General features: G+C 43.1%; 19 protein-coding genes. 4 read left to right on the forward strand and 15 right to left on the reverse strand.

The annotated features are described in order from the left end of the window. Positions 1-122 precede the first annotated feature (122 nt). From BSZ04_RS22450 to BSZ04_RS22520, 15 genes are all read right to left on the reverse strand, one after another. Positions 123-1559: a hypothetical protein gene (locus BSZ04_RS22450; protein ID WP_088881413.1), complete on the reverse strand. Its 1437-nt coding sequence runs from the start codon at positions 1557-1559 to the stop codon at positions 123-125. 434 nt (positions 1560-1993) lie between these two features. Next, positions 1994-4174, reverse strand: coding sequence for a secretin N-terminal domain-containing protein (locus tag BSZ04_RS22455; protein WP_088881414.1), 2181 nt, complete (start codon positions 4172-4174; stop codon positions 1994-1996). Continuing rightward, positions 4171-4767 carry a hypothetical protein gene (locus tag BSZ04_RS22460; RefSeq protein ID WP_088881415.1) on the reverse strand — a complete coding sequence of 199 codons (597 nt, stop codon included), beginning with the start codon at positions 4765-4767 and terminating at the stop codon, positions 4171-4173. Before BSZ04_RS22460 ends, BSZ04_RS22455 begins: the two co-directional genes overlap by 4 nt. Positions 4768-4770: 3 nt before the next feature. Next, positions 4771-5337, reverse strand: coding sequence for a GspMb/PilO family protein (locus tag BSZ04_RS22465; protein WP_088881416.1), 567 nt, complete (start codon positions 5335-5337; stop codon positions 4771-4773). Next, a complete protein-coding gene (locus BSZ04_RS22470) occupies positions 5334-6506 on the reverse strand; it encodes a hypothetical protein (protein WP_088881417.1) in 1173 nt (390 codons plus the stop codon). The genes BSZ04_RS22465 and BSZ04_RS22470 overlap by 4 nt, the downstream gene beginning before the upstream one ends. A gap of 85 nt (positions 6507-6591) precedes the next feature. Further along, positions 6592-7506, reverse strand: a complete 915-nt coding sequence (locus BSZ04_RS22475) for a hypothetical protein (protein WP_151899072.1) — start codon at positions 7504-7506, stop codon at positions 6592-6594. Between the two features lie 25 nt (positions 7507-7531). Then, a complete protein-coding gene (locus BSZ04_RS22480; protein WP_088881419.1) occupies positions 7532-8230 on the reverse strand; it encodes a PulJ/GspJ family protein in 699 nt (232 codons plus the stop codon). Then, positions 8218-8685, reverse strand: a complete 468-nt coding sequence (locus BSZ04_RS22485; protein ID WP_088881420.1) for a PulJ/GspJ family protein — start codon at positions 8683-8685, stop codon at positions 8218-8220. Before BSZ04_RS22485 ends, BSZ04_RS22480 begins: the two co-directional genes overlap by 13 nt. Then, positions 8685-9191 (reverse strand): type II secretion system protein, encoded by a 507-nt coding sequence (locus BSZ04_RS22490; RefSeq protein WP_088881421.1) that lies wholly within the window; start codon positions 9189-9191, stop codon positions 8685-8687. Before BSZ04_RS22490 ends, BSZ04_RS22485 begins: the two co-directional genes overlap by 1 nt. A 3-nt stretch (positions 9192-9194) precedes the next feature. Beyond that, complete coding sequence (locus BSZ04_RS22495; protein ID WP_088881422.1) at positions 9195-10388, reverse strand: type II secretion system F family protein; 1194 nt, start codon at positions 10386-10388, stop codon at positions 9195-9197. Continuing rightward, positions 10388-12076, reverse strand: a complete 1689-nt coding sequence (locus BSZ04_RS22500) for a GspE/PulE family protein (RefSeq protein WP_088881423.1) — start codon at positions 12074-12076, stop codon at positions 10388-10390. The genes BSZ04_RS22495 and BSZ04_RS22500 overlap by 1 nt, the downstream gene beginning before the upstream one ends. Before the next feature lie 131 nt (positions 12077-12207). After that, on the reverse strand, positions 12208-12612 hold the full coding sequence (gene gspG / locus BSZ04_RS22505; RefSeq protein ID WP_088881424.1) for a type II secretion system major pseudopilin GspG: 405 nt from the start codon (positions 12610-12612) through the stop codon (positions 12208-12210). Positions 12613-12621: 9 nt separating this feature from the next. Then, a complete protein-coding gene (locus BSZ04_RS22510; RefSeq protein ID WP_231896310.1) occupies positions 12622-13599 on the reverse strand; it encodes a Wzz/FepE/Etk N-terminal domain-containing protein in 978 nt (325 codons plus the stop codon). Positions 13600-13708: 109 nt separating this feature from the next. After that, positions 13709-16531 carry an SLBB domain-containing protein gene (locus BSZ04_RS22515; protein ID WP_088881425.1) on the reverse strand — a complete coding sequence of 941 codons (2823 nt, stop codon included), beginning with the start codon at positions 16529-16531 and terminating at the stop codon, positions 13709-13711. A gap of 15 nt (positions 16532-16546) precedes the next feature. Next, a complete protein-coding gene (locus BSZ04_RS22520) occupies positions 16547-17062 on the reverse strand; it encodes a porin family protein (protein ID WP_231896311.1) in 516 nt (171 codons plus the stop codon). Between the two features lie 359 nt (positions 17063-17421). On the opposite strand from BSZ04_RS22520, the gene BSZ04_RS22525 reads away from it, so the two are divergent. The 4 genes from BSZ04_RS22525 (at position 17422) to BSZ04_RS22540 (ending at position 21358) form a co-directional block, all read left to right on the forward strand. Next, positions 17422-17646, forward strand: a complete 225-nt coding sequence (locus BSZ04_RS22525) for a hypothetical protein (RefSeq protein ID WP_088881427.1) — start codon at positions 17422-17424, stop codon at positions 17644-17646. Positions 17647-17739: 93 nt separating this feature from the next. Then, on the forward strand, positions 17740-18426 hold the full coding sequence (locus BSZ04_RS22530; protein ID WP_088881428.1) for a YjbF family lipoprotein: 687 nt from the start codon (positions 17740-17742) through the stop codon (positions 18424-18426). Continuing rightward, positions 18423-19154 (forward strand): capsule biosynthesis GfcC family protein, encoded by a 732-nt coding sequence (locus BSZ04_RS22535; protein WP_088881429.1) that lies wholly within the window; start codon positions 18423-18425, stop codon positions 19152-19154. Before BSZ04_RS22530 ends, BSZ04_RS22535 begins: the two co-directional genes overlap by 4 nt. Continuing rightward, entirely contained in the window at positions 19154-21358 is a 2205-nt protein-coding gene (locus BSZ04_RS22540) for a YjbH domain-containing protein (RefSeq protein ID WP_088881430.1), read from the forward strand. Before BSZ04_RS22535 ends, BSZ04_RS22540 begins: the two co-directional genes overlap by 1 nt. Positions 21359-21410 lie beyond the last annotated feature (52 nt).

Here is a 21410-nt window from a genome sequence, read left to right on the forward strand (position 1 = left end):
GGTTATTTAAAAAATACCCTCAGACACAGATGTCTGAGGGTATTACTCTACCTAAAGCATTCAATTAGCGAATACAACCATATTATTGCCAATATGAACAGCTCAGATACTAGTTGGTGTCTTTAGTAATCGATGTCTTTAGTGAATTCATCGCTTGTGATTACTGGCACTTGTAGACGGTCTGAATCGCCGATGTGCTTGTATGCCGCGTAAACTGTTACTGCGTCACCACCAGTTGTACCATCAAAACCAGTTGCACCGTTGATGTACAGTTTTAGGTTTAGCGTTTCGTATTGTGTGTTAACGCCTGCATCTTTAAGTGCATCGACAATAGCTACGTCAACTTTAGTTTGACCTGGCTTAGCTGCACCAACGACACCTAGGTCGTATTGAGAACCGTTAACAGTAGTTGCTACTGCGTAGATATCGTAAGTTGCTGACGTTGCGTTTGTTACCCAAACGAAAGGAGCTACTGCATCACCTACTGGTAGGTAAGGAATGTTAGTTGCTGGTGTGTCCAAAGTAATAACACCAGCTGTCTCTTGAGCGTTAAGAGTTACAGTTTTACCTGCTAGGTCTGTTAGCTCGTAAGATACTGTGAACTTACCAGCAGAGATTTGCGCTGTATCGTCTGTAACATTTGCAGCTGCAACTGAAGCAAGTGTAACAACATTACCGTTACCAGTTGCATTAGTAGATACTGATTCAGTAAATGCAACTTTAGTTGCTGTGTTAACAACCTTAGTACCAGCTGCTGGTGTAGCAGTACCGTTACCAGTTGCACCGTCAAACGCAGCCAGTGGACCTTTAACGATTACTGTTTCTTTGTCTACTACGAACTCACCTAAAACGTTAGCTTTGTCATCTGCATATGTAGCATTCAGTGCAAGCTGTTCATCATTTGCGCCTGCAGCAGTCACGTCACTATCAATACTTTGAAAAGCTTTAGGAGTAATTGTGTTAGGTGCCACCGTCTTAAAGATGGTTTGGGTAGACGCTAACGTTACAGGTTCTAGTTTAAACTGAGAAACAACTTCAGCAACTGTTGCTGTATCTTTAGCTGTTGAGTCGATAACTTCGCCAGCAGACGTTCTAACAACTGAAGTCGCAGTAACTTTGCTGTTAAGTGCTGTACCTTCGTCTAGGATTACATAACCAGAAGCAACTGTCGCTTTTGTGATTGCTAGATTAAATACAGTATTTACAGTTTCACCTGAAGTTTGAACCTGAGCAACACGGAAAACAACTTCATTCTCATTAGCAGACATAAGCGTGAATGTTGCTTCGTTAGATGGCGCTGTTAAAGAATATGTCTGACCAGCTGCAAACGTTGCACCGTCTAAAGTAATTGTTACTGTATCGTCTTTAGACCAGTTAACGTTCGACTTGATACCCATAGTGTCAGCGATTTTGTACACTGTACCATCGTTAGCTACAGACTGAGCAACTAGGCCTTCAGCACTAATTTTAGTTGCTGTAGCCGTAGTTTCAGCAGCCATAGCACCAGTAGAAATTGCTGCTACTGCCGTCGCAAGTAGCGTCTTTTTCCATAAATTCATGTTTAAATATCTCCAATTTCATGAAATCTAGGGTTTTTACAAACCGCACTAAGTGCGCAACTTAACATGTGCGATTAGTGAAGCCACCCCAAAGCCTTTGGTTACAAACCCATTTTGCAACCAAAATCTATTAACGGGCTTAGCCCATTTAGTAGCGGAAATAATAATCGAACCCTTCTTTCGAGACAACAAAAAAAACGTTAATTCGATCAATTTTTCACACTAAATCTCATTTACAAACTAGAAAAACAGATACTTATTACAGCATCATGCCTCTATAAAAAGTGTTGTATTCCTACAAACTCTATCAAAAACACACCTTACAACACCAAAATCAAGGCTAGTGTGTGATTATTGCACTATGATGACATACCCTTCCCAACTAAGAAAAGTGCCTCTCTCACAATTATTGCTATTGGTCATTGTTTGTGGGCTTAAAACCTTAAGTTGTCCATGCCTTGTTGGAAACTCTGAGTAATACTTTCCCACTGATCGGTCGAATGAATGATTTGTGGGGTTATCAACATCACTAACTCTGTCTTATTGTTCGATGTCGAGGTATGGCTGAACAGCGAACCAACGGCCGGAAGATCTTTTAGAAACGGAATGCCGGACGAGTTATCACTGGTGTTGTTCGAGACTAAGCCAGCCAAGATAATTGTTTGCCCACTTTTTGCGACCACTTCTGTATTCAAGGTACGCTCAAAAATATTTGGGTTACCGGACGCCCCTGTGGCGCCATTCACCTCGTTAGAAATCTTTTCACTGATCTCCATGATCACGATACCCTGCGCATTGACCGTTGGAGTCACGCTAATTTCCACACCCGTGTTGCGGTATTCGACTTTAGTTTCAGTCAGATCTGAACCACCTAAGTCATCACTTACCGTGGAGCCAATAACAGAGATCTGAGTACCGACCGAAAGATCAGCCTTTACGCCGTCTCTTACTAACACCGACGGGTTAGAGAGTACATTCACATGCTGGTTGGTTTGCAATGCTGTCGCAATCAATGCTCCGTTGCTTCCACCTATAGAGAGAGCGCCACCCGATTTGCCACTGGTAAATAAGCCACCGTCAAGCAGGAAGTCTTTTGGCATAGGCACACTGCCGCTTTTAAGCGCGAAGTCCACACCTAGGCTAAACTCGTCCGTCAGGGTGACTTCTGCAATGACCACATCTAACAAGACTTGCTTTGGCAGCACATCTAGTCGTTCAATCATTGGTCTGACTGACTGGTATTCTTTACCTGTGGTGTAAAAAATAATTGCGTTGGAGCGCTCGTCAACAACAAAGCTCATATCCTCTGAGCTGCTACCAACGTTTTTACGGGTTGTCGGTACTTGACCGGTACTTTCTGTATTTGCAGATGCACTTGCAGAGCTCTTACGTGTACTTGATGTTACGCTGCCCCCACTGCGTGCGGAAATCAATGGCGATAAGCTTTCTCCGATGTCCGATGCACGAGCGAAACGAGGGTGATAAATGAAGTATTGCTTTGTTTCTGCCATTGATGGTCGGTCGATCTGTCTTGCCCAATAACGAACACGATCAAGCCCTTCTTTGCGAGAAGAAAACACTACCATAGAATCAATATTTGGCAACGGCACCAATACAATGTTTTTGTTGGCATGATTACCAATCGAAACTGGCAAGCCTTCATTTTCTAATAAATTGGCAATCTGCTCACCAAACTCCTCGGTATTTAGATAAGTTAGACGCATTAAACCAATATACTTTCCGCGATTGGAAGGTGCATCCAACATACGAATGATATCCAGTGCTCGTAAAATACTGTCGCGCTTGCCTCGGATAAATAATGCACTTTGCTCATGGTCAGCCGTAATTTTTGCATCCACCAATTGGCTTAACGTCTGTTGAATACTGAGCTTAATACCGTATTTAAGTTGTACTACCTGCACAATATCACTGGTGGTTTCTGGCACGTCTTGCTCTCGTTCACCGATACCAATAACCACTGGCGCACTTTTACCACGACTGTTGGCTTCCTTGGTATGGAGGAAGAATGTATTGTTTTTGAAGGTAATGCTGATATTACTTTCATCCAGCAATTGGCTAACAATGCGGTAAAAATCTTGTTGCGTGACATCGTTCGCCACATTTAAGGTCACTTGTTGATCTTTGCTTGTAAGCTCCTGATCAATGACATAGTTAGCGCCTAATACCTGACCAAAACTGTATTGAATGAAATCGGTCACAGGCATGCTTTTCGCTACCGCAGCAATGCGTTGATTCGCGTCAAATTGCTCTGCTAGCGATTGGTTAGTAGCATGGCTTTGGTCTTGTTTTGGCAATGTTTGCAGTGTTTGATAACTCGGCAAGGATTGCGAGGTGGGTTCATCCGTCTCTGGTATGCTATTGAGTGGCCCCGAGTCTTGCTCTTGCGTTGCTAAGAATGACTTTGCCACTTCATATTTGTGCTCTTGTTGCGTCGTTGCACAACCTGCAAGTACCAACATAATTGAGGTCGCAAGGGTTAAGCGAGAAATAGTACGTGTCCCATGACATTGCTTAGCAATGTTCGTGTGCAAACCGCCAGATGCGATGCACGCCGTTACGCTGGTTGAATTGGCATTGGTGTTTTTTACAATCATAGCGGTGAAAAAATTCTCATTGTGATGGTGTGCTCACCATTTTGTATGGTGATGCTGTTTTGGTGAATCTCGCTCAACATAAATTGCTCTATCGCCTGAGATTTCGTCCATTTGTAACTGGTATTCTGTTCTGTGATAGCTGTTGCTTTTGCGTTTATAGTGCTTTGGCGGAACACGGCAAATGGCTGTGCATGACGGAAAATACCGACCAGCTCGTATCGGTTATTGCCAATGTAAAGCTCTGACAGTTCACCCTGCTGGGCTTTTTGTTGCTCTGGGTCTTGCATTTTTTTGTCTTGTTCACTTAAGCCATCCATGTTCTCTTGATTTGGCTTTTCAACCTCACCACTACGAGCAATGAGTAACTGTGCAACGGCTTGGGCTTGTTCGTCGCTTAACTTACTCAAAATATAGGCAGATTGAATGCCAAGGGCACTGCCTTGGTTTGTATCGCTGTCATCTTGCGTAAAACGTGTAGTCGCATCAAGAGCAATGCCACATATCACCATCAACGCACAAAGCGTGATTAAGCTGTTTTTCTGCAACTTTGTTACAAGCGCCGTTTTATTTAAGGTTAAGGTTGCTCGCTTCATAAGTTACTTCTCATTGACCACATTCGGATTTTTAGCCATTACTCTTATAGTGGCGCGTGCCGTGGTAAATGCCCCTATACTTCCTTCACTCATTCCACGCATATTAATGATCCACCCCTGTAAGCGGATCGGGGTAGCTTGCTGCTCCAAGCTTTGGAGAAACCCAATAAAGTCTGAGATTTTTCCGTTTAACCCTACTTCCAAGCGATACTCGGTGTAGTTGCCCTGTGGCACAGATCCTAACCAGCGTGTATTGGCCATTTTGAGGTCATGTTGCTTAATAAGCGACTCGATTTTTTTTTGTTGCTGAAGCTGGATCGCATCATCCGTTCGGCCAGATACGAATTGAGCTTGTTGTTTTTCTACTTGCGCTTCAAGCTTGGTTTCTAGCTTAGCGATAAACTCTGTTCTTTCTATCAGTGCTTCTGACTTCTCTAAACGTTGGTTTAAACTACTAATTTGTTGCCATTTTTCATTTTGCCACTCTAACAATGGCACTAAGCCAAAACGTAGGAGCATTAATATTCCTACGATACCCAGAAGGGCTCTGCGGTCATTGAGTAGATTCATGATGACTCTCCTTCTGGTTGCGTTGCCAAAGACTCATTCTTCTGTTGCTCAAGACTTTGCCAATCTCCATTGTTGTTTAACTGAAATGAGATCGAAAAGCGGTCACGGTTACGCTGACGACTAACAGCAGTAATGAACTTTGCGTCTTGAACTAATGGATGTTGAATTAGGTGGGTCAGTAGCTCAGTAGCGCTCGCCGCATTGCCTCGCAAAACTACTAGGCCATCATCATAATTGATCTGCGTAAAGCGAATATCGAGCTCTAATTGACTGAGAACTACAAGCCAGGCAGGTGAACTTAGCTTTAATCCGCTTAAACTCTCTTCACCTTGTTTTAGTATTTGTAGTTGCTGTTGTATTGTTTGCTGCGTACTAAGAACTTGGTTGATCTGTTGGCTTTTCGCCTGATAACTTTCTAGCAAGCTTTGGTGATGCCAATTCAAATACACTGAGCTTGCAGCCATGTAAACAGCTACAAGGCTAAGAGACATGATGATAGCGGGCTTTAGCTGTCGTTTTAATTCGCTATAATCTTGCGCTTTTTGGAAGCTAAATTGCGACAATAAGCGCAAAAGTTTAGCCCTCAAGGCCTGTACAAGTGCCTGCGTATATTGATGTAGATCTAACGCTTGCTGGCTAGCCGAGTGGCTGACTCCTGACATCCATTGAAAGTGCTCAGTATTACGACAACCTAACGTGTCACTGCTGGAGCTAACGCCGATTTGTTGTGCAACATATAACGTACCTGAAGGTGTTTTTGCTGCAACGATAGTATCAGGCTGTGCTATCAGATAGGATTCTGGTATTACCCAGCGTACGGAGCTAGGCAGTTTAGCTACTACCTCAGCTTCTGGCTGCCAAAATGTCACCTTGAAAACACCTTCAATTGGCTTGTGAACTTCAAAGTGAATGTGGCTTTCTGATTTCGCCGCTAACTCAAGCTTAACGATTTTTTTAAGTGCCGCTGAAGTCGGGGCTTTATACTCTTTACTCCACTCTTTGTAATGCTTGCGCCCAAGTATGACAATGAATGGTTTACCAATCGTAGTTCCATCACTTTTACTTGTCTCAGTGATCGTGTAAGCCTCACCATCATAAGCAAAGCGATGCCAGCCCTGCGAATATAATGCGGTAAGTTTGATCAATAGTTTGTTAAAGGTTACTTTCATTAACTTAATGTCTGTTGGTTTTCGCCACTGTATTTTTATGCCAAGCGTTTTCGCTTTTGGTTAGTTAGCCATAGTCCACTTTTATTTAGCGACGGTGGCGAATTTCATATGCCTGCGATTTTCCATTAGAGAGCAGGCGCACGTCAAGGGCTACTCGGCGTACAATATTGCCAACCTGAACCCGCAACTGAATCTGTGTGGTAGCGCTAGGAGTGTAACCGAAAGCTTCTTCGTTTCCTGTTAAGCCAGCCAAACGTCTGAACTCAAACTGGTCAAGCTCACCTCGGTTACGACGCTCTATGATCGACGGCAAGTAATCTGACTCAATATAGGCTCGCAACACTTTTACTGGGGCGTTCAGAAGGTTGATGAATGACGTTGAATATAACGTCATACAACAGTTCAAAGATTCTTGCAGTGTTAGGTTACCATTAAGGTTCCCTGAAAGCGTCGCATTAATTATATCCCGATACTCACTCTCTAATTGCAATGGTGATAAACGAGGCACTATATTTAATGTTTCAAATTCTGACTGAGTCACTCCGCCAAACTCCCAATTTTCTACTGGGTGTTGCCAGTTATACACTGTTTTTTCAAGTTTCTCTCTTTGATCCTCTGGATAACCGTTTGCAATCAAGTAATCAGCTTGAACGCTCCGTGGTGTCGTCGAGAGGGAAACAAGGCCATTGATATCCTGCAGCTTAATGGTAATACCATCAAGATTGAACGGCTCCCCATAAAAATTCCACTGCAATGGCGTTTCAGTATCAGCAATCGTCACATCACTTAGATCATTTTGCTGATACTCCCCTTGAGGCTGATTTTTTTCAATCCGAGTTAACATTTCAAACAGCACGCGTTTTTCTGCTGAATAAAGTAACAACTCTGCTTGAGTTTTATCTTGATACCCCTGTGCTAACCGAACTTGGTTTTTCGCTTGATGGCTAATTTGCAATGCCAATACCATTATAATGGTACTGATCAGCAATACTTGAATCAACGCGACGCCCTGCTGGCGATATAGTTTAATAGCCATCGTCCGAATATCTGCCTAAAGTGAAAGCGGGGGGGTGTAGTTGCACTAGCCATTGTATTTCTTGGACGCCATCACCCCACACAAGGTTTATCTGCTGTGGTGCCTCTTTTGTCGAGATCGCATTATAGGCCGAATACCATATTGGGTTACGAATCGCACCTTCAGCAAAATCCCCGATATTATCCGGTTCAGGCTCTAGAGCTTTATATTCAAATAGCGGGTTTTGTTGGAGCTTGGCCAATACAATGCGATAGGTATAGCTGAACTTTTGATTTGCCTTCGTCAACATCCAGCCTTGCATTGGCGCTTCTTCATAAATAAGCCAGTGACTAAAATCATCTTGCTGCTGGCTATAAACACGAATCACAGCAGGGACATTGGCTTGGCTCACGGCTTTTTCTGTTACCGCAACAAATCCATTTTCTGTCCCCTCGAAGTAATATGTCGGCATGCCTGTTTGGTCATAAACAACGTAGGGTGTAATAGCAGAAACAGCAGCCTTGAACTGATCTTCCTTACGGATCTGGTTTAGCGTTTGGTAAAAGTGTCCGACTTCGCCATCCCAGTATTGCAAAAACTGTCGATAAGCGATAGTTGCGGTCGTAATGATGCTCATTAAAATCAACGTGGCAACCAACATTTCGATCATGGTAAAACCACACTGCTTCCTGTGTATTAGCTTGACCATGTTAACTCCTGGTAGCTTAGGCTACGGTCCGAGTTTCGATTCCCTAACCATAACGTAACCTGCCAAAACTTGATGGTACCTTTAGGGGTAACAAACTGACCTAAATCAGCATCAAACATTTGTGGACGAGTTTTATTGGCAAGGACTTGAGCCTCCCATTTATAGGGTTTCCCGCCCACCAATGTCTCACCATACGCGCTGTCTTGCTGGTGCTGTAGTTGCAGCTCTGCTTGAATGATTGGTAACAGCGTTTGGACACTGTTGTGCTCTATGATGGTATCCGTGGCTTTCTGAGAGGACATTAGCCCTCCACGATACACCTCGACCGTCGCAGCAAGAACGAGGAACATGATAAAGCCAGCAACGAGTGTTTCCATCAAAGTGAAGCCACGTTGTTTCGTATTCACTCTGTGTTGACGAAAGTGGAGTCTTGCTAACTGATTGCAACTTCTCATTATTGGCTCTCTATCACACTCATTATATCCAGTGTACGAACACTTTCATCACGATTGACTTGCTCTGATTCTTGATTTTGAGCCACCCAATAGGTGATACTAGATTCGCTAGGTAAACCTGTAGCTTGGAACTCTATGCTCTGTGGGCTTAACGAAATTTGTGGTAATTCAACGACTGGAAAACTTGCTCCCTCTGTGACTAACTGGATACTATGTTCTTCTAGATTCAACGTTGTGCCACAGCCACACAAATAGGCTTGATAGCTTGCCTGCTGAATTTGGGACTTAACTTGATTCACATCCCGCTGACGCTGCGTTTTTTGCACCATATCGACCCCAATACCACCGAGCAATGACGTCAGGATCATTCCAATAGTCAGAACAACCAACAACTCAATCAATGTAAAACCGTCTTGTTTTGATGGTTTCGGCGTCAGCACTAATAACTCCAACTCAATATCTGACGTCTGGCTATTGGATGCTTGTATATTGTTCACCAATTGCATGGGTTAGCCAAAATCGTTAATCGATACAATGCTCAGTAGCATAATGATTACAACAGAGCCAACAATACCAGCCATTGCTAGGATCAGCATTGGTTCTAATAAATTGGTTACTTTGGTTGTCCAACCTTCAAACTCACTCTTTGAGCGATTTGCTATTTCATCAAAAGCAATAGCCATGTTGCCACTCTCTTCTGCAACTTCCAGCAATGAGATAAAAAAATCAGGATAAACCGATGACTTTGATAATGTTTCGGTCAGTTTTGCGCCCTGACGAATTTGCTTTTGAATAGTCAATAACTCACTACGGATCTGCCCGTTTTTAACACTTTCAGCAGCAAGCAATAGGGCTCGGTCAATCTGCACGCCGGACGATACCATCATCGCCATGGATGAATTGAATCGGATCCGTTCTAACAAAAGTACCATTTTACTGCTCACTGGCATTTTTAGCAGCAAACGCTCTAGGGCGAGCTTAGAGGCTGGCTGAGCTAAAGCTTGCTTAAAACCGAGAGCAACAGCGATTAGCACAAATGGAAAGAAGATCTGGTACTGAATAAAGAAATTGCTGGTTGAAAGCAGAATTTGAGTATAAACAGGTAACTCTTTTGCACTTTCAAATAAAGTAGATAACTGTGGTACGATAAAATTGAACACGAACACAATACACGCCACGCAGACAAATAGAATCACTGATGGGTACGTAAGTGCTTGCTGAGTTTTTCGTTTGAGGTCTTTTCTAAATTTGAGGTCATTCGCGAGACGGCGGAATACACTCGCAAGCGTGCCAGTCTCTTCACCTATTTTTACTAGGTTGATATAAAGAGCATCAAAGTGTTGTGGGTATTTTTCAAGCGAGCTTGATAGAGCAACCCCTTGCTTTAAATCGCCTTCCAGCTCTTTGAGCAGTTGGCGCAATGCACTATTGCTTTTACTTTTAGCAATGATACCAATGCCACGATCGATCTTCACTCCACTCTCCAGTAATAAGGAGATCTCTGCGGTGAAGAATTCGATGTCGTCAACAGAGACTCGCGCATTAAATAGGCTGACCGCCAAGCCCTCTGCAGAAGAGAGCTTAGTAGGGTTAATGCCTTTTTCTGACAATAAGCGCTGAGCTTCTGCTTGATCATTGGCTTCGATCTCGCCTGAGCAGAAGTGACCATCGTGGTCATATGCTTGATATTTGTAGAGTGTCACTAGCCTGCTACCCTTGCCACTTCTTCAATCGTTGTCTGTCCACGTAAAACCTTATAGATACCATCTTCAAACAGTGTTCTAAATCCTTTACTTGCGTTGTGTTTGCGAGCTTGCTCTAAGAAGGTATCATTCTTTGGTAAGTTGGCAATCGTGGCGTCACACGCTAGGTACTCGATAATCGCCATTCGGCCTCGGTAACCCGTATTCGCACAATGTGGGCAACCGACTGCTTTTTTGAAATTGACATTTTGAATGTCATAACGCGGATCTTGCAAGTTAATGTGGTAACGCTGCACCGCTTGCGCTTCCTCATCAGCAGACATAGGCTGAGCACAATGACATAGTTTACGTACCAAACGCTGTGCCATGACAGAGACAACTGCAGCATTAAGCAGGAACTCTTCTACACCAAGATCTATCATACGAGTGAACGCACTTGGTGCATCATTGGTATGCACGGTACTAAATACCAAGTGACCAGTTAAAGCTGATTGCAAAGCGATCGTCGCGGTTTCTTGGTCACGGATTTCACCAAGCATGATGACATCTGGATCTTGACGAACAATGCTCCGTAGACCCGCAGCAAAGTCAAAATTGATGTCTGAGTTAATTTGTACCTGGTTAATACCTTCAAGTTGGTATTCTACTGGGTCTTCTAATGAGATAATTTTAACTTTTTCATCATTCAACTCATTGAGCATAGTGTAAAGCGTCGTCGTTTTACCTGAACCAGTCGGTCCTGTGATGAGGATGACACCGGAGGTTTTCTTAATGTCGCTCATCATTGCATTCATTACATCATCAGATACACCAAGCACATCCATGTCGTAGCGAATTGAATCTTTACGTAACAAACGTAACACCACACTTTCCCCTTCGTTGAGAGGGAGTGCTGATACACGTACATCGAGTTCTTGACCTGAAATTTTCGTTTCAATTTTGCCATCTTGCGGGCGGCGTTTCTCTGCGATATCCATCCCTGATAAAATTTTGATACGTGAAATCAATGGCAATTGTAGGCCTTTTACTATGGTGTCAGCTTCGGAAAGCACCCCATCGACACGAAAACGAACACGATAGCTGCCTTTTACAGGCTCGAAGTGAATATCTGATGCACCACCGTTGAGCGCTTTACCGAGAATTGAGTTAAACAGGTTAACAACCGGTGCCTCACTGGCTAACTCTCTAAGTTTCGATTCTTCTAGGTGGTCGAATGACTCAGACAACAGTTGGTCACTGGATTGTTTTGACGCGAGTAACGAAATCAGGTTGTCTATACGTGAGCGGCCAGCAAGGTATACCACATATGGCTGTTTTAGCTCAGATAAACGCTGAAAGGCATCAAGAGATAGTGGGTTGTCCGTGACAAAGCATAATTTATCTTCGTCATGTGCCAGAGCAAGCCACCGATGTTCAGCCAAGGATTGAATGTTAAATTGATCCAAATGACTTACTAGATGTTCTTCTCGGATGTCCAGCTCTGGAAGTAGGGCATAACCCAGTGTTTGATGATAAATAGTTGGCAAAGCTTCTTCTGAGAGACTACCAAGATTCACAAGTACCAGTTCTAAGCGGCCACCAAATTTGCTTTGGTAATTTTTGGCTTTTTGAATGTCACTGTGAGCAACGCCCTGCTGTTGCAAGGCGTTTTCTAATGTTTCTAGATATTTGTTGGTATTTTCTATCATCGGTGCGCTTTGTATGCTTTGTTATTCCAAGATCAGTTGGTGCTCACTCTGTCGCTTGTATGGCAAAGCGACAGAGTCATACTAATCACGGTTTCTAGGGGCTACTCTCGGCATTCGCCCCTAAGAACATGTTATTGATAAATAATGTCTTCCGCCTCGTCATTCCCACCGGCTTGACCATCAGAACCAAAGCTCATCAGACTATACGGCGCCCCATCTTTACCTGGCACCGTGTAGATGTAGTCGTTATTCCAAGGGTCTTTTGGAATTTCGCGCGGTAGATATGGGCCATCCCATCCTGGTGCTGTCGAGCTGCGTAGCTCTTGAAGATTCTCAGGGTAACGGCCAATGTCGAGTCGATATGTATCTAACGAAGTCGATAACATTTGCATTTGTGCCATGGCAGTTTTTTGTTTTGATGAACCAACTTTTGAGAACATAGTCGGTGCAACCAGAGACATAAGTAAGCCCATAATCACGATAACAATGAGTAGCTCAATGAGCGTGAAACCATATCGTTTTTTTGTATTTTTCATTTTTACTACCTAACGCTTCAGTGCAAAGCGAGCTAAAAGAAATAGAGTGGATAATATACCACCAATGAATACTGCAAGTATGCATATTAGCGGACGACTTGGTCCGGCTTTTTCTTCAGGTACCACCGCAGGATCGATCGTTTTAAAAAGATACTCTTTCTCAGCATTGGCTAGCATCAGCTTTTTCGTCTGCTCTTCAATTAGTTGATAAAACACCGTTTGCATCTCTGCCAATGGTGTATTTTCTAACTCTTGATTTAAAAACGCAATGTTGTGCTCAGCTTCTGATTTGGCTTTTAATCGCATCCACTCATTTAGATCATCTACGATCGCCTGCCCCCATTCTTTCACCAACTTAGGAGAAAGATGAGTAATCGTAATCGTAATTAACCCTGTTGACTTGTCCTCGCTATACTGAACAAGATCTTGGTAGTATTTATATGCTTCCCAATCTGTTGGAATAATAGACATACCTGGGTCTACTTTTCTTACCCATTGTTGGCTTGTTTCGTCATATAGTTCTGGATCGATGAGCAGTGTATCCGTGTCTCTATCCCATTTTTCTGATGCCATGAGAGGCACTAACGCTTGATGCTTCTCAATAAAATAGCGAGCAAAAACACGTGACTGCAATGTTGCTAAGGCGAGTGTTTTTTCATCCGAAGCTCCACTTCCTCCTAGGTTAATACCCGCTAATGAAGCGATACCACCAAACTGAGAAGCCATCCCCGCTAGGCCTGCCCCCCCTTCTTTATTCTGTGGGGCTACCACTACGTTTGCTTTATAGTAGTTTGGTTGAGATAAAGCGACCATCACACCAATAACAGCAAAAACGATACAGGTTGCGATGACTAACCATCGACCGCGCCATACTGCGTTTGCCCACTCTTTGAAATCGATTCGTTCTTCCTCCTGGTAAGGACTATATGGTGATGGTGTCATTGTCATAGGCGGTTCAACGGGTTGGCTTGGTTTATCTTGTTCCATTCTCTTTTTCTTTAAGTCAGCCCAAGCAAGGAACTCAGTGCCCTTAAAACTTGGTAGTAAAGGGGCGATTGCCCCTTTTATGTGTTTTAACTTGTAGTACTCAATTCGATTACTTGATTGCGCTCCACGCAACACCTGCTTGGTAGAGAATTTGCGTTGCTGCCGACCATGTACTCAGTGCGTCACGGAAGTCCGTATCAACAGGAACTACGATCGTGTCACCAGGCTTCAGCTTTTGTTCATCTCGACCAAACCAATAGCTTGAGCTCGGTTTAAATACTGAACCATCAGCACGAACAACAAAGATACGATCTTCATCCGCTTGCTTCTTCAGGCCACCCGCTTTGTTTAGGTAATCTTCGACATCTAGCTTTTGGTCTAAAAGATAAGTAATGGATACCTGAACTTCCCCCATAATGGATACGGTATTTCGGAATGTTGGTATAAAGAGGAAATCGCCATCTTCTAATACAAAGTCTGCAGAACTCTCTTTCGCTAAGATCTTTTGCAACTGCACGACCATTCGACCTAACGCTTTACTCTTACTCGCCTCTTCAACAAAGCTTAGTGTTTTCTCCGGATCCGAGATCATTGAGCTAATGTTGCCATCTGAACGGAAGGTTTTCTTCGCGGCTTCTTTGCGAATGTCCGCGGCGTAATCATTGAGCAGTTTTTGCTCTTGTAGTCGCAGAGCTTCACGCGTAAATACAGCACCTTCCGGGTGAGCAAACTCAGTGAGACCACCTGCCCGAGTAATCAGCTCACTCATGGTTTCACCTGGTTTAATGGTATACGTACCAGGGAATAGAACCTCACCTTGCAGCACGACCGTGCTTTGCTGCTTGGCACTTGGCTTCTCAAAAATGTTGAGTCGATCTCTTGGTTGAATTGCTAAGTTATGTTGAGCATCCCCTATCAACGCATCGCGTAAGTTAATTCGACGAATTTGCGTTTGCGCTCGCTCATCTCTTTTATTCACTGCACTTCTCGCCAATTCTGCATTGATCGAATATGCATCATAAGTAAGACCACCTGCAGCCGTGATTAGGCTTTCTACGTTCGCTGTTTCGTCAATCGGATAACGACCAGGGTAACGCACCTCTCCAAAGACTTCTGCTATTTGAGGCGCTAAACCCAAACGAGCCTGACGCTGTAAACGTATAAGTACTGGAGCCAGCAGCTCACGACGAGTGTTACTCTTGATTTCATCGTATTCTTCTCGCGTAATCTCACGCCCTTGAAAAATAACGTTCTCCTGAGGAAGAGATGGTAACTGAGCCATATTGAGCATCGCCGGATCTACCATGCCCTGACTATGGGTCATTTGAGCATTATTAGAGTTCGAAGGTGATTGCCCTTGTTGCTGGTTGTTCGTATACGACTGAGAGTTAGTCATTAGGATTGACTGATTTGGCTCTTGCTCCGGACTAACCAAAGCAGACTCTTGCTTAAGGCGTTCGCTTAAGGCTTGTTGCTGAGCTTGCTCTAATGATTTGGCTTTCTGATTACGATCGCTATCCGCGATGGAATCAAATTCAGCTTGGCTAAATCGATTAAAGACGATGACGCGATCTTTAGAATGAAGAAGAATATTATCAGCACCGTTTGGGGCTAAGATCGCTTTTGCCAGGCTAATTTGTTTTACCGTAATATCTCGGCGTGCGTTGATTTCACGAACAACAACCGCGTAATCGATATCGGCAGTTGGATTGAACGATGTATCCAGAGACTTAAATAGGTCTGCGACACGTAAGCCTTTACGCCATTGCTGATAACCTGGATGACGGACATCACCTTCCACCTCAACATAAGTATCAAGTAACTCACTCTTTTTAAGTATTACGATGTCGTCGCCACCCTTAGCTTTCTGCTGACGTTGCTTTGCATCATGCATATTGATGGTTCGTACAATCCTACGACCATCATTCGTATAGTGTTTCACTTCTACACGTTCTTCCAAGCCACTAGATGCCAGACCACCTGCAATTTTTAGAATGTCTTCGTAGCTTTCACCTTGGCGTAGCTCATAAATAGCTGGACGATTTATCTCACCGTCGATAGTAATGGTGTCGCCGACGGCACCAATCAGAACAACGTCATCCGGTATCAAGCGAATATCATCACTGGCATCACCTTTTAGGAGTAAATCATAAAGATCGAGGTGACGAATGATTTTACCATTGCGCTTTAATTGTATATTTCTTAACGCTCCGTTTTCTGCAAAACCACCACTGTAGTATATAGCTTGAGAGATGGTAGTTAAGGCACTTACACTGTACGCGCCTGGCTTGTAAGCATCACCCATTACAAAAATTTGCATTGAACGCATTTTTCCAAGTGTAATGTCGGCCTTTACACCAATCATTTGCGATTCAACTCTGTGAGTTAATGATTCTCTCAATTGCGCAAATGTTGAGCCTGCCACTTGAATAGGGCCAAGCGAAGGGAAGTTAATACTTCCTTCTCCGCTAACTACTAGGTTGTACGTTGCATTGTTTTTCCCATACAGTTGTACAACTAATTCATCTCCGATTCCAATAGTGTAATCCGCTGGTACCGGTACGTTATTAATTGGTGCAAATGTCGTTGGTGAGCCTTCAAACAGATCGAGACCAAAACGCTTAAGAGGCTTATCTTCTTGTTGCGTTAAATTTTCACCAGCTGCTAGCTTTTTTTGCATTTCGATGAGTTCAGCAGACATGCGTGGAATTACAACATTCTTATCAGTAAATTGCTGAATAGTACCTGCACCACTGTTATTTAGACCTGTAGGAAGAGTAATGCCATATTTGCTAGCCAGTGCTTGCTGCTGCTCTGGTGGCAAGCTTTGAAACATTTGAAGTTGCTCGGGCGTTGGATTCATGGCATGTGCACTTGTAGCCACCATTGCCACTGCCTGAAGCGTTGCTAAGAGTGTTTTCCTGTTAAACATATTTTCTGTTTGCCACTATTCGAATCGATGTTGAAAGCCAATTGAGAACGTACTTAAATTGATGTCATCGCTGTTTACATTGTTAGAAAACTCCAAAGTAATCGCATTGCTACTACTCAGAGCATAATGAAAGCCGACACCAAAACTAAAGCTCCCTTGTTTAGCATCGGAAACGTTCTTCACATCAACTTTGGTATGGGAGTAGCCAGCAAGTCCATACATTGCAATGCGCTCGGTTACTGGGACATTGCCTTTGATGTAACCACTCACTAAACTATCAACCGCTAAATCCCCATCACGTTGCACACTTGTACCGTAGCGACCTTCTAACGCAATATAATCATTAATGAAATATCCCAGTTGAGCCTGTACAAGATAAGGGTTGGCAGTATTAGTCTGAGTATTGATTTGGTATTCTGTATCTGCGTAGCTTGCGATAAAACCAGCGTACATATCAGCGGAAGCTGTGAAGGGGCTAAGGCCTAAGAGCAAAACGCTGAATGCTGGTAGGGATTTACTGTTGAGTGTCACGGTTATCGTCCTGAAATTAATACGTTGGATCGTTCTTCTGCTAATTAAATACAGATAAGCGTTGGTCGCACCTGACAAGCACAAGCAATAAGTTCTTAAACCGTGCCATGTCATTGGAGTAAAGAGGCAAGATTATGCACGCTAATTGCCGAATCAGCAACCAGACTTATCCCTTTACCCTAAGGCCTTTTTGAGCATAAAAAGTTCCACTTTCCTTTGCATTTCTAGCGTTTGGAAGGGTTTCTTCGCTATTGTTTAAATAAGAAACTATTTACAGTTAGGTAGGTTATTATCTAGAATAACGACGAAGTCTAGGCTTCAACATCGATGTTTTAATTCCGGATATGTAAGGATTTACAATGAAAAACACAGCACTAGCAATCTTGATGGCACTTAGTGCATCAACTGCTTTCGCTTCAACTGAAGCTGGCTCTGCTGGCGCAGCAGCTTCTACTGCAACAGGTACGACAGCGGTAGCTGTTGGTGCTGCTGCAGCCGTAACTGTAATTGCCGTTGCAGCTAGCGATAGCGACTCTTCATCTACTACTACTTCTACTTCTACTTCTACTTCTACTTCTAAGTAAGTATTTGTTTGTAAAGTATGTATTAAATCGCCCTGAATTTTTCAGGGCGATTTTGTTTGTCCACTTACATTACCCGAGCTAAGGAATAGATGGATGTTCAAGGCACTTAGTATAGGCAAGGCTTTTCTGCTTTTTTTATTGTTATTTCAAGTTGGGTGTACACAAAAGTTTCAAGACGTCTCTGATACCGTCGCTGCAGCCTACGACAGCTATGTTGATGTTGAACTCTCAAAACAAGATATTTTAGCTATTCCTTACGCAAGCTCTTATCTCAGACTCGGTAATCAAAAACAAATTGTTGTTGTTTTAGCTTTCGCTGACGATATGACTTTTATTAATAACAAAAAAACAAAGCACAAACAGCTTAAGTGGGTCAGTGCCGATCGAGCAATGACAGTGACAGAACAAGGCCGACTGACTAAAACTTTAAACTTTCCTTACAATAATTTAAACCGAGTTTCCGGAGATGTCCCAGCATTCGATCTAAATCAGAACGCACCAATGACCTTTACTCTTACCTATGATTGGGAAAAACATTACCGCTACGGATTTTCAGCAACGGTAACACGCACCAAGCTAACCAATGAGACTGTTGTTACACCACTCGCAACGACCCAAACCACACTGTTTGTTGAAAGAGTTGAGTTTCCGACGTTAAGCAGCACATTTGATAACTACTTTTGGGTTGATAAAGATGGCAATACCATTAAATCTATCCAACACTTGGGCCCAAATATGATGCCTGTAGAGCTGACAACCTTACAAGGGTATTCATCATGAACAAAATCAAACACTTTTTAGCTCTTTCTTTTCTCCCTGCGCTACTTTGGTCTCAAATGGTGCATGCATCAACGTCCCCAGAGCGTCCTTTAACAGTATCAATCAAGAATGAAGAAATATTATTGCAGTTTAAACAACCTGTTAGATTGAACGATGTCATAATCAACGCGGAGGCTAACGGCGTCGTAATTTCATACCCTCTTGCGTCTTCTTTGGTAGATGAATCGGATAGCACCAGAAGCAAATTAAACCAGTTAAAAGTGTCAGTTCTAAATCGTATGATGCAAAAGAACTTAACTTCATCACTGTTTTATAAATTCATTAAGAAAAGTCGCTTTGATAAAAAGGTAATCCCTGCCATAGATTTCGATAAAGTAAGACTTGAAGATAAAAATAACCCGCTTCTCAATGGTCAATATGGTTTAGTTACCCCCCGCAGAGATGAGCACGTTTTTTTTCTTGGTGATATTGATACATCAGCCTTGGTTGTCAACACATCATCAAAACCTTTAAGCGCTATGCTTGAAAGCCTAGAGACTGAGCTTGGCGAAAAAACGCCTGACCCAATATTGATTTACCCGGATGGTAATGTGGTTACGCCAAAACTTGGGATCTGGAGCACTTCTCGCTATTACCTTCCTCCATTGACCATGGTTTACTTTCCGTTTGATGATTCTGAACTCGATAACGATATTATCCAACTGCTGACTCAAGTAAGGTTTGATTAATGAATTACAAAGCCTTTAATGTTCTTGCCTTGGCTGCTTTCTCAGCTACAACATTTGCTGAAGACGTACCGTTCGAACCACCAATACTTGAGCCATCTCAAATGGATTTTGGTGGTGTCGGCCTTATCCAGATGCCCACTGGCCGTATGGCCAAAGAAGGTGAGTTTAATTTTAGTGTCACAGCGAGCAGTGAATACCACTTCTACAACGCTTCTCTTCAGGTACTGCCATGGTTAGAAACAACGATTCGATATACCATCGTTAATGACCTTCGCTACGGAGAAGAAGCATTAGCAGGTGACAACGAATATACCGACAAAGGCATTGATTTTAAGTTTCGCCTTTTAGAAGAAAGTGAATGGCTACCAGAGTTATCTTTGGGTGTTCGCGATTTTGCTGGTACTGGCCTGTTTGACGCAGAGTTTTTTGCAGCGACTAAACGCTTCGCTTATCGCGACCTGGGAACCTTTGATGTGACTTTGGGCTTGGGTTGGGGGTACTTGGGAACAAGGGGAAATATCACTAATCCGGCTTGTAAAGTGTCTGACAAATATTGCGATCGTCCGTCGGACTACTTAAACACGGGTGGGACAGTCGAGTTTGAGCGAATGTTCAAAGGGGATGCTGCTCTGTTTGGTGGTATTGAATACCAAACGCTTCATAAGCCATTGCGCCTAAAACTTGAGTATGACGGCAATGACTACAGCCAAGACTTCCCTGTGATGTTTGGTGAAGTTGATATGACGCCAAAACACCCTTGGAACTTCGGCATACTATATCGCTTAGGAGACATGGCTGATCTACGATTAAGCTATGAGCGAGGTGATACGTTAGTCGCTGGTGTAAGTCTATACACTAATTTCAATGAAATGCCATCGGTATGGCTAGACTCAGACAAGAGCTCTGCTGAAGCTATTGAATCAACAGTACAGATTTCTAATGATGATTGGCAACGAGTAACGGAAGAGCTTGAAAAAGTAGCAGGTTATGAATCTAACCAAATCTATATGAACGACAGCACTATTACCGTTGTTGGCGAACAAAAGAAATACCGTGATCGTGACATTGCACTTGAAAAGGGAGCATCGGTTCTGAATGCAACACTTCCAAAAGAAATTGATACTTTCGACTTTAAAGAGAGAAGTTCAGGCTTAACAGAAAGCACTATCAGCATAAGCCGCCAAGAGTACCTAGATGTTGCCAACTACAATTATATTGACCCACATATTTCGGACGCCATTGTAAATACGGAAGATGCATCTCCAGACAAGTCAGAACTAGTCTATGATGGCTTTGAACGATTTGACTGGGGGTTCGCTCCTAAGCTAGCACAAACCTTTGGTAGCCCAGAAGCCTTCTATTTATTCAGTGTTGGACTAAATGCGAAGGCTTCATACTGGTTTACAGAGCAGCTTGAATTGAGTGGTGTTGCTTATTGGGATTGGTATAACAACTACGACCAGTTTAACTATATTACTCCTCCTGATGGTACCTCAGTACCACGAGTGAGAACTATGTTTCGTGCCTATACCAACGAACATGATATCACGATGACAAACCTCCAGCTAACCTGGTTCCATGAATACTCCAAAACACTCGATCAGCAAATTTATGCTGGTTATTTAGAGAGTATGTTTGCTGGAATTGGTACAGAATTTATCTATCGCCCTGATAACTCCAATTGGGCATTTGGATTTGACGTCAATGCCATTGCACAACGCGACCCTCAAAGCTACTTCGGAGTTTATAATGACAGTTGGCAAGACATTAAAGAATACGGCCGTCCTTTTGAAGTAATAGATCGAGGCGTGACTGGCTTTGTATCAGGTTACTATTACCCACAGTGGGAATTTCTATCCGACATGATGATTCAAGTCGATGTAGGCCAGTTTCTAGCTGGTGATGTGGGTACACAAATCAATATTTCAAAACAGTTCAAAAGTGGTGTGATTGCTGGAGCGTTTGCATCATTTACTGATCTATCGGCGGAAGAGTTTGGGGAAGGCAGTTTTACCAAAGGGTTCTACATATCCATTCCGTATGACATTATGACCGTCAAACCAAGTACCAACCGTGCCAACTTTAGCTGGCAACCTCTTACAAGAGATGGTGGCCAAAAGCTTGGTAAAAAGTACAACCTGATTGAATTAACTGATCAGCGCAATCCTTGGTATCAACGACCAAATACTTCGGACGAAAAATAATCAAAAGGGAGCACATGCTCCCTTTTTTGTTTATCAGGGTAACTCTGGCGTC

This window comes from Vibrio rotiferianus (assembly GCF_002214395.1).
GTDB classification, from domain to species: Bacteria; Pseudomonadota; Gammaproteobacteria; order Enterobacterales; family Vibrionaceae; genus Vibrio; species Vibrio rotiferianus.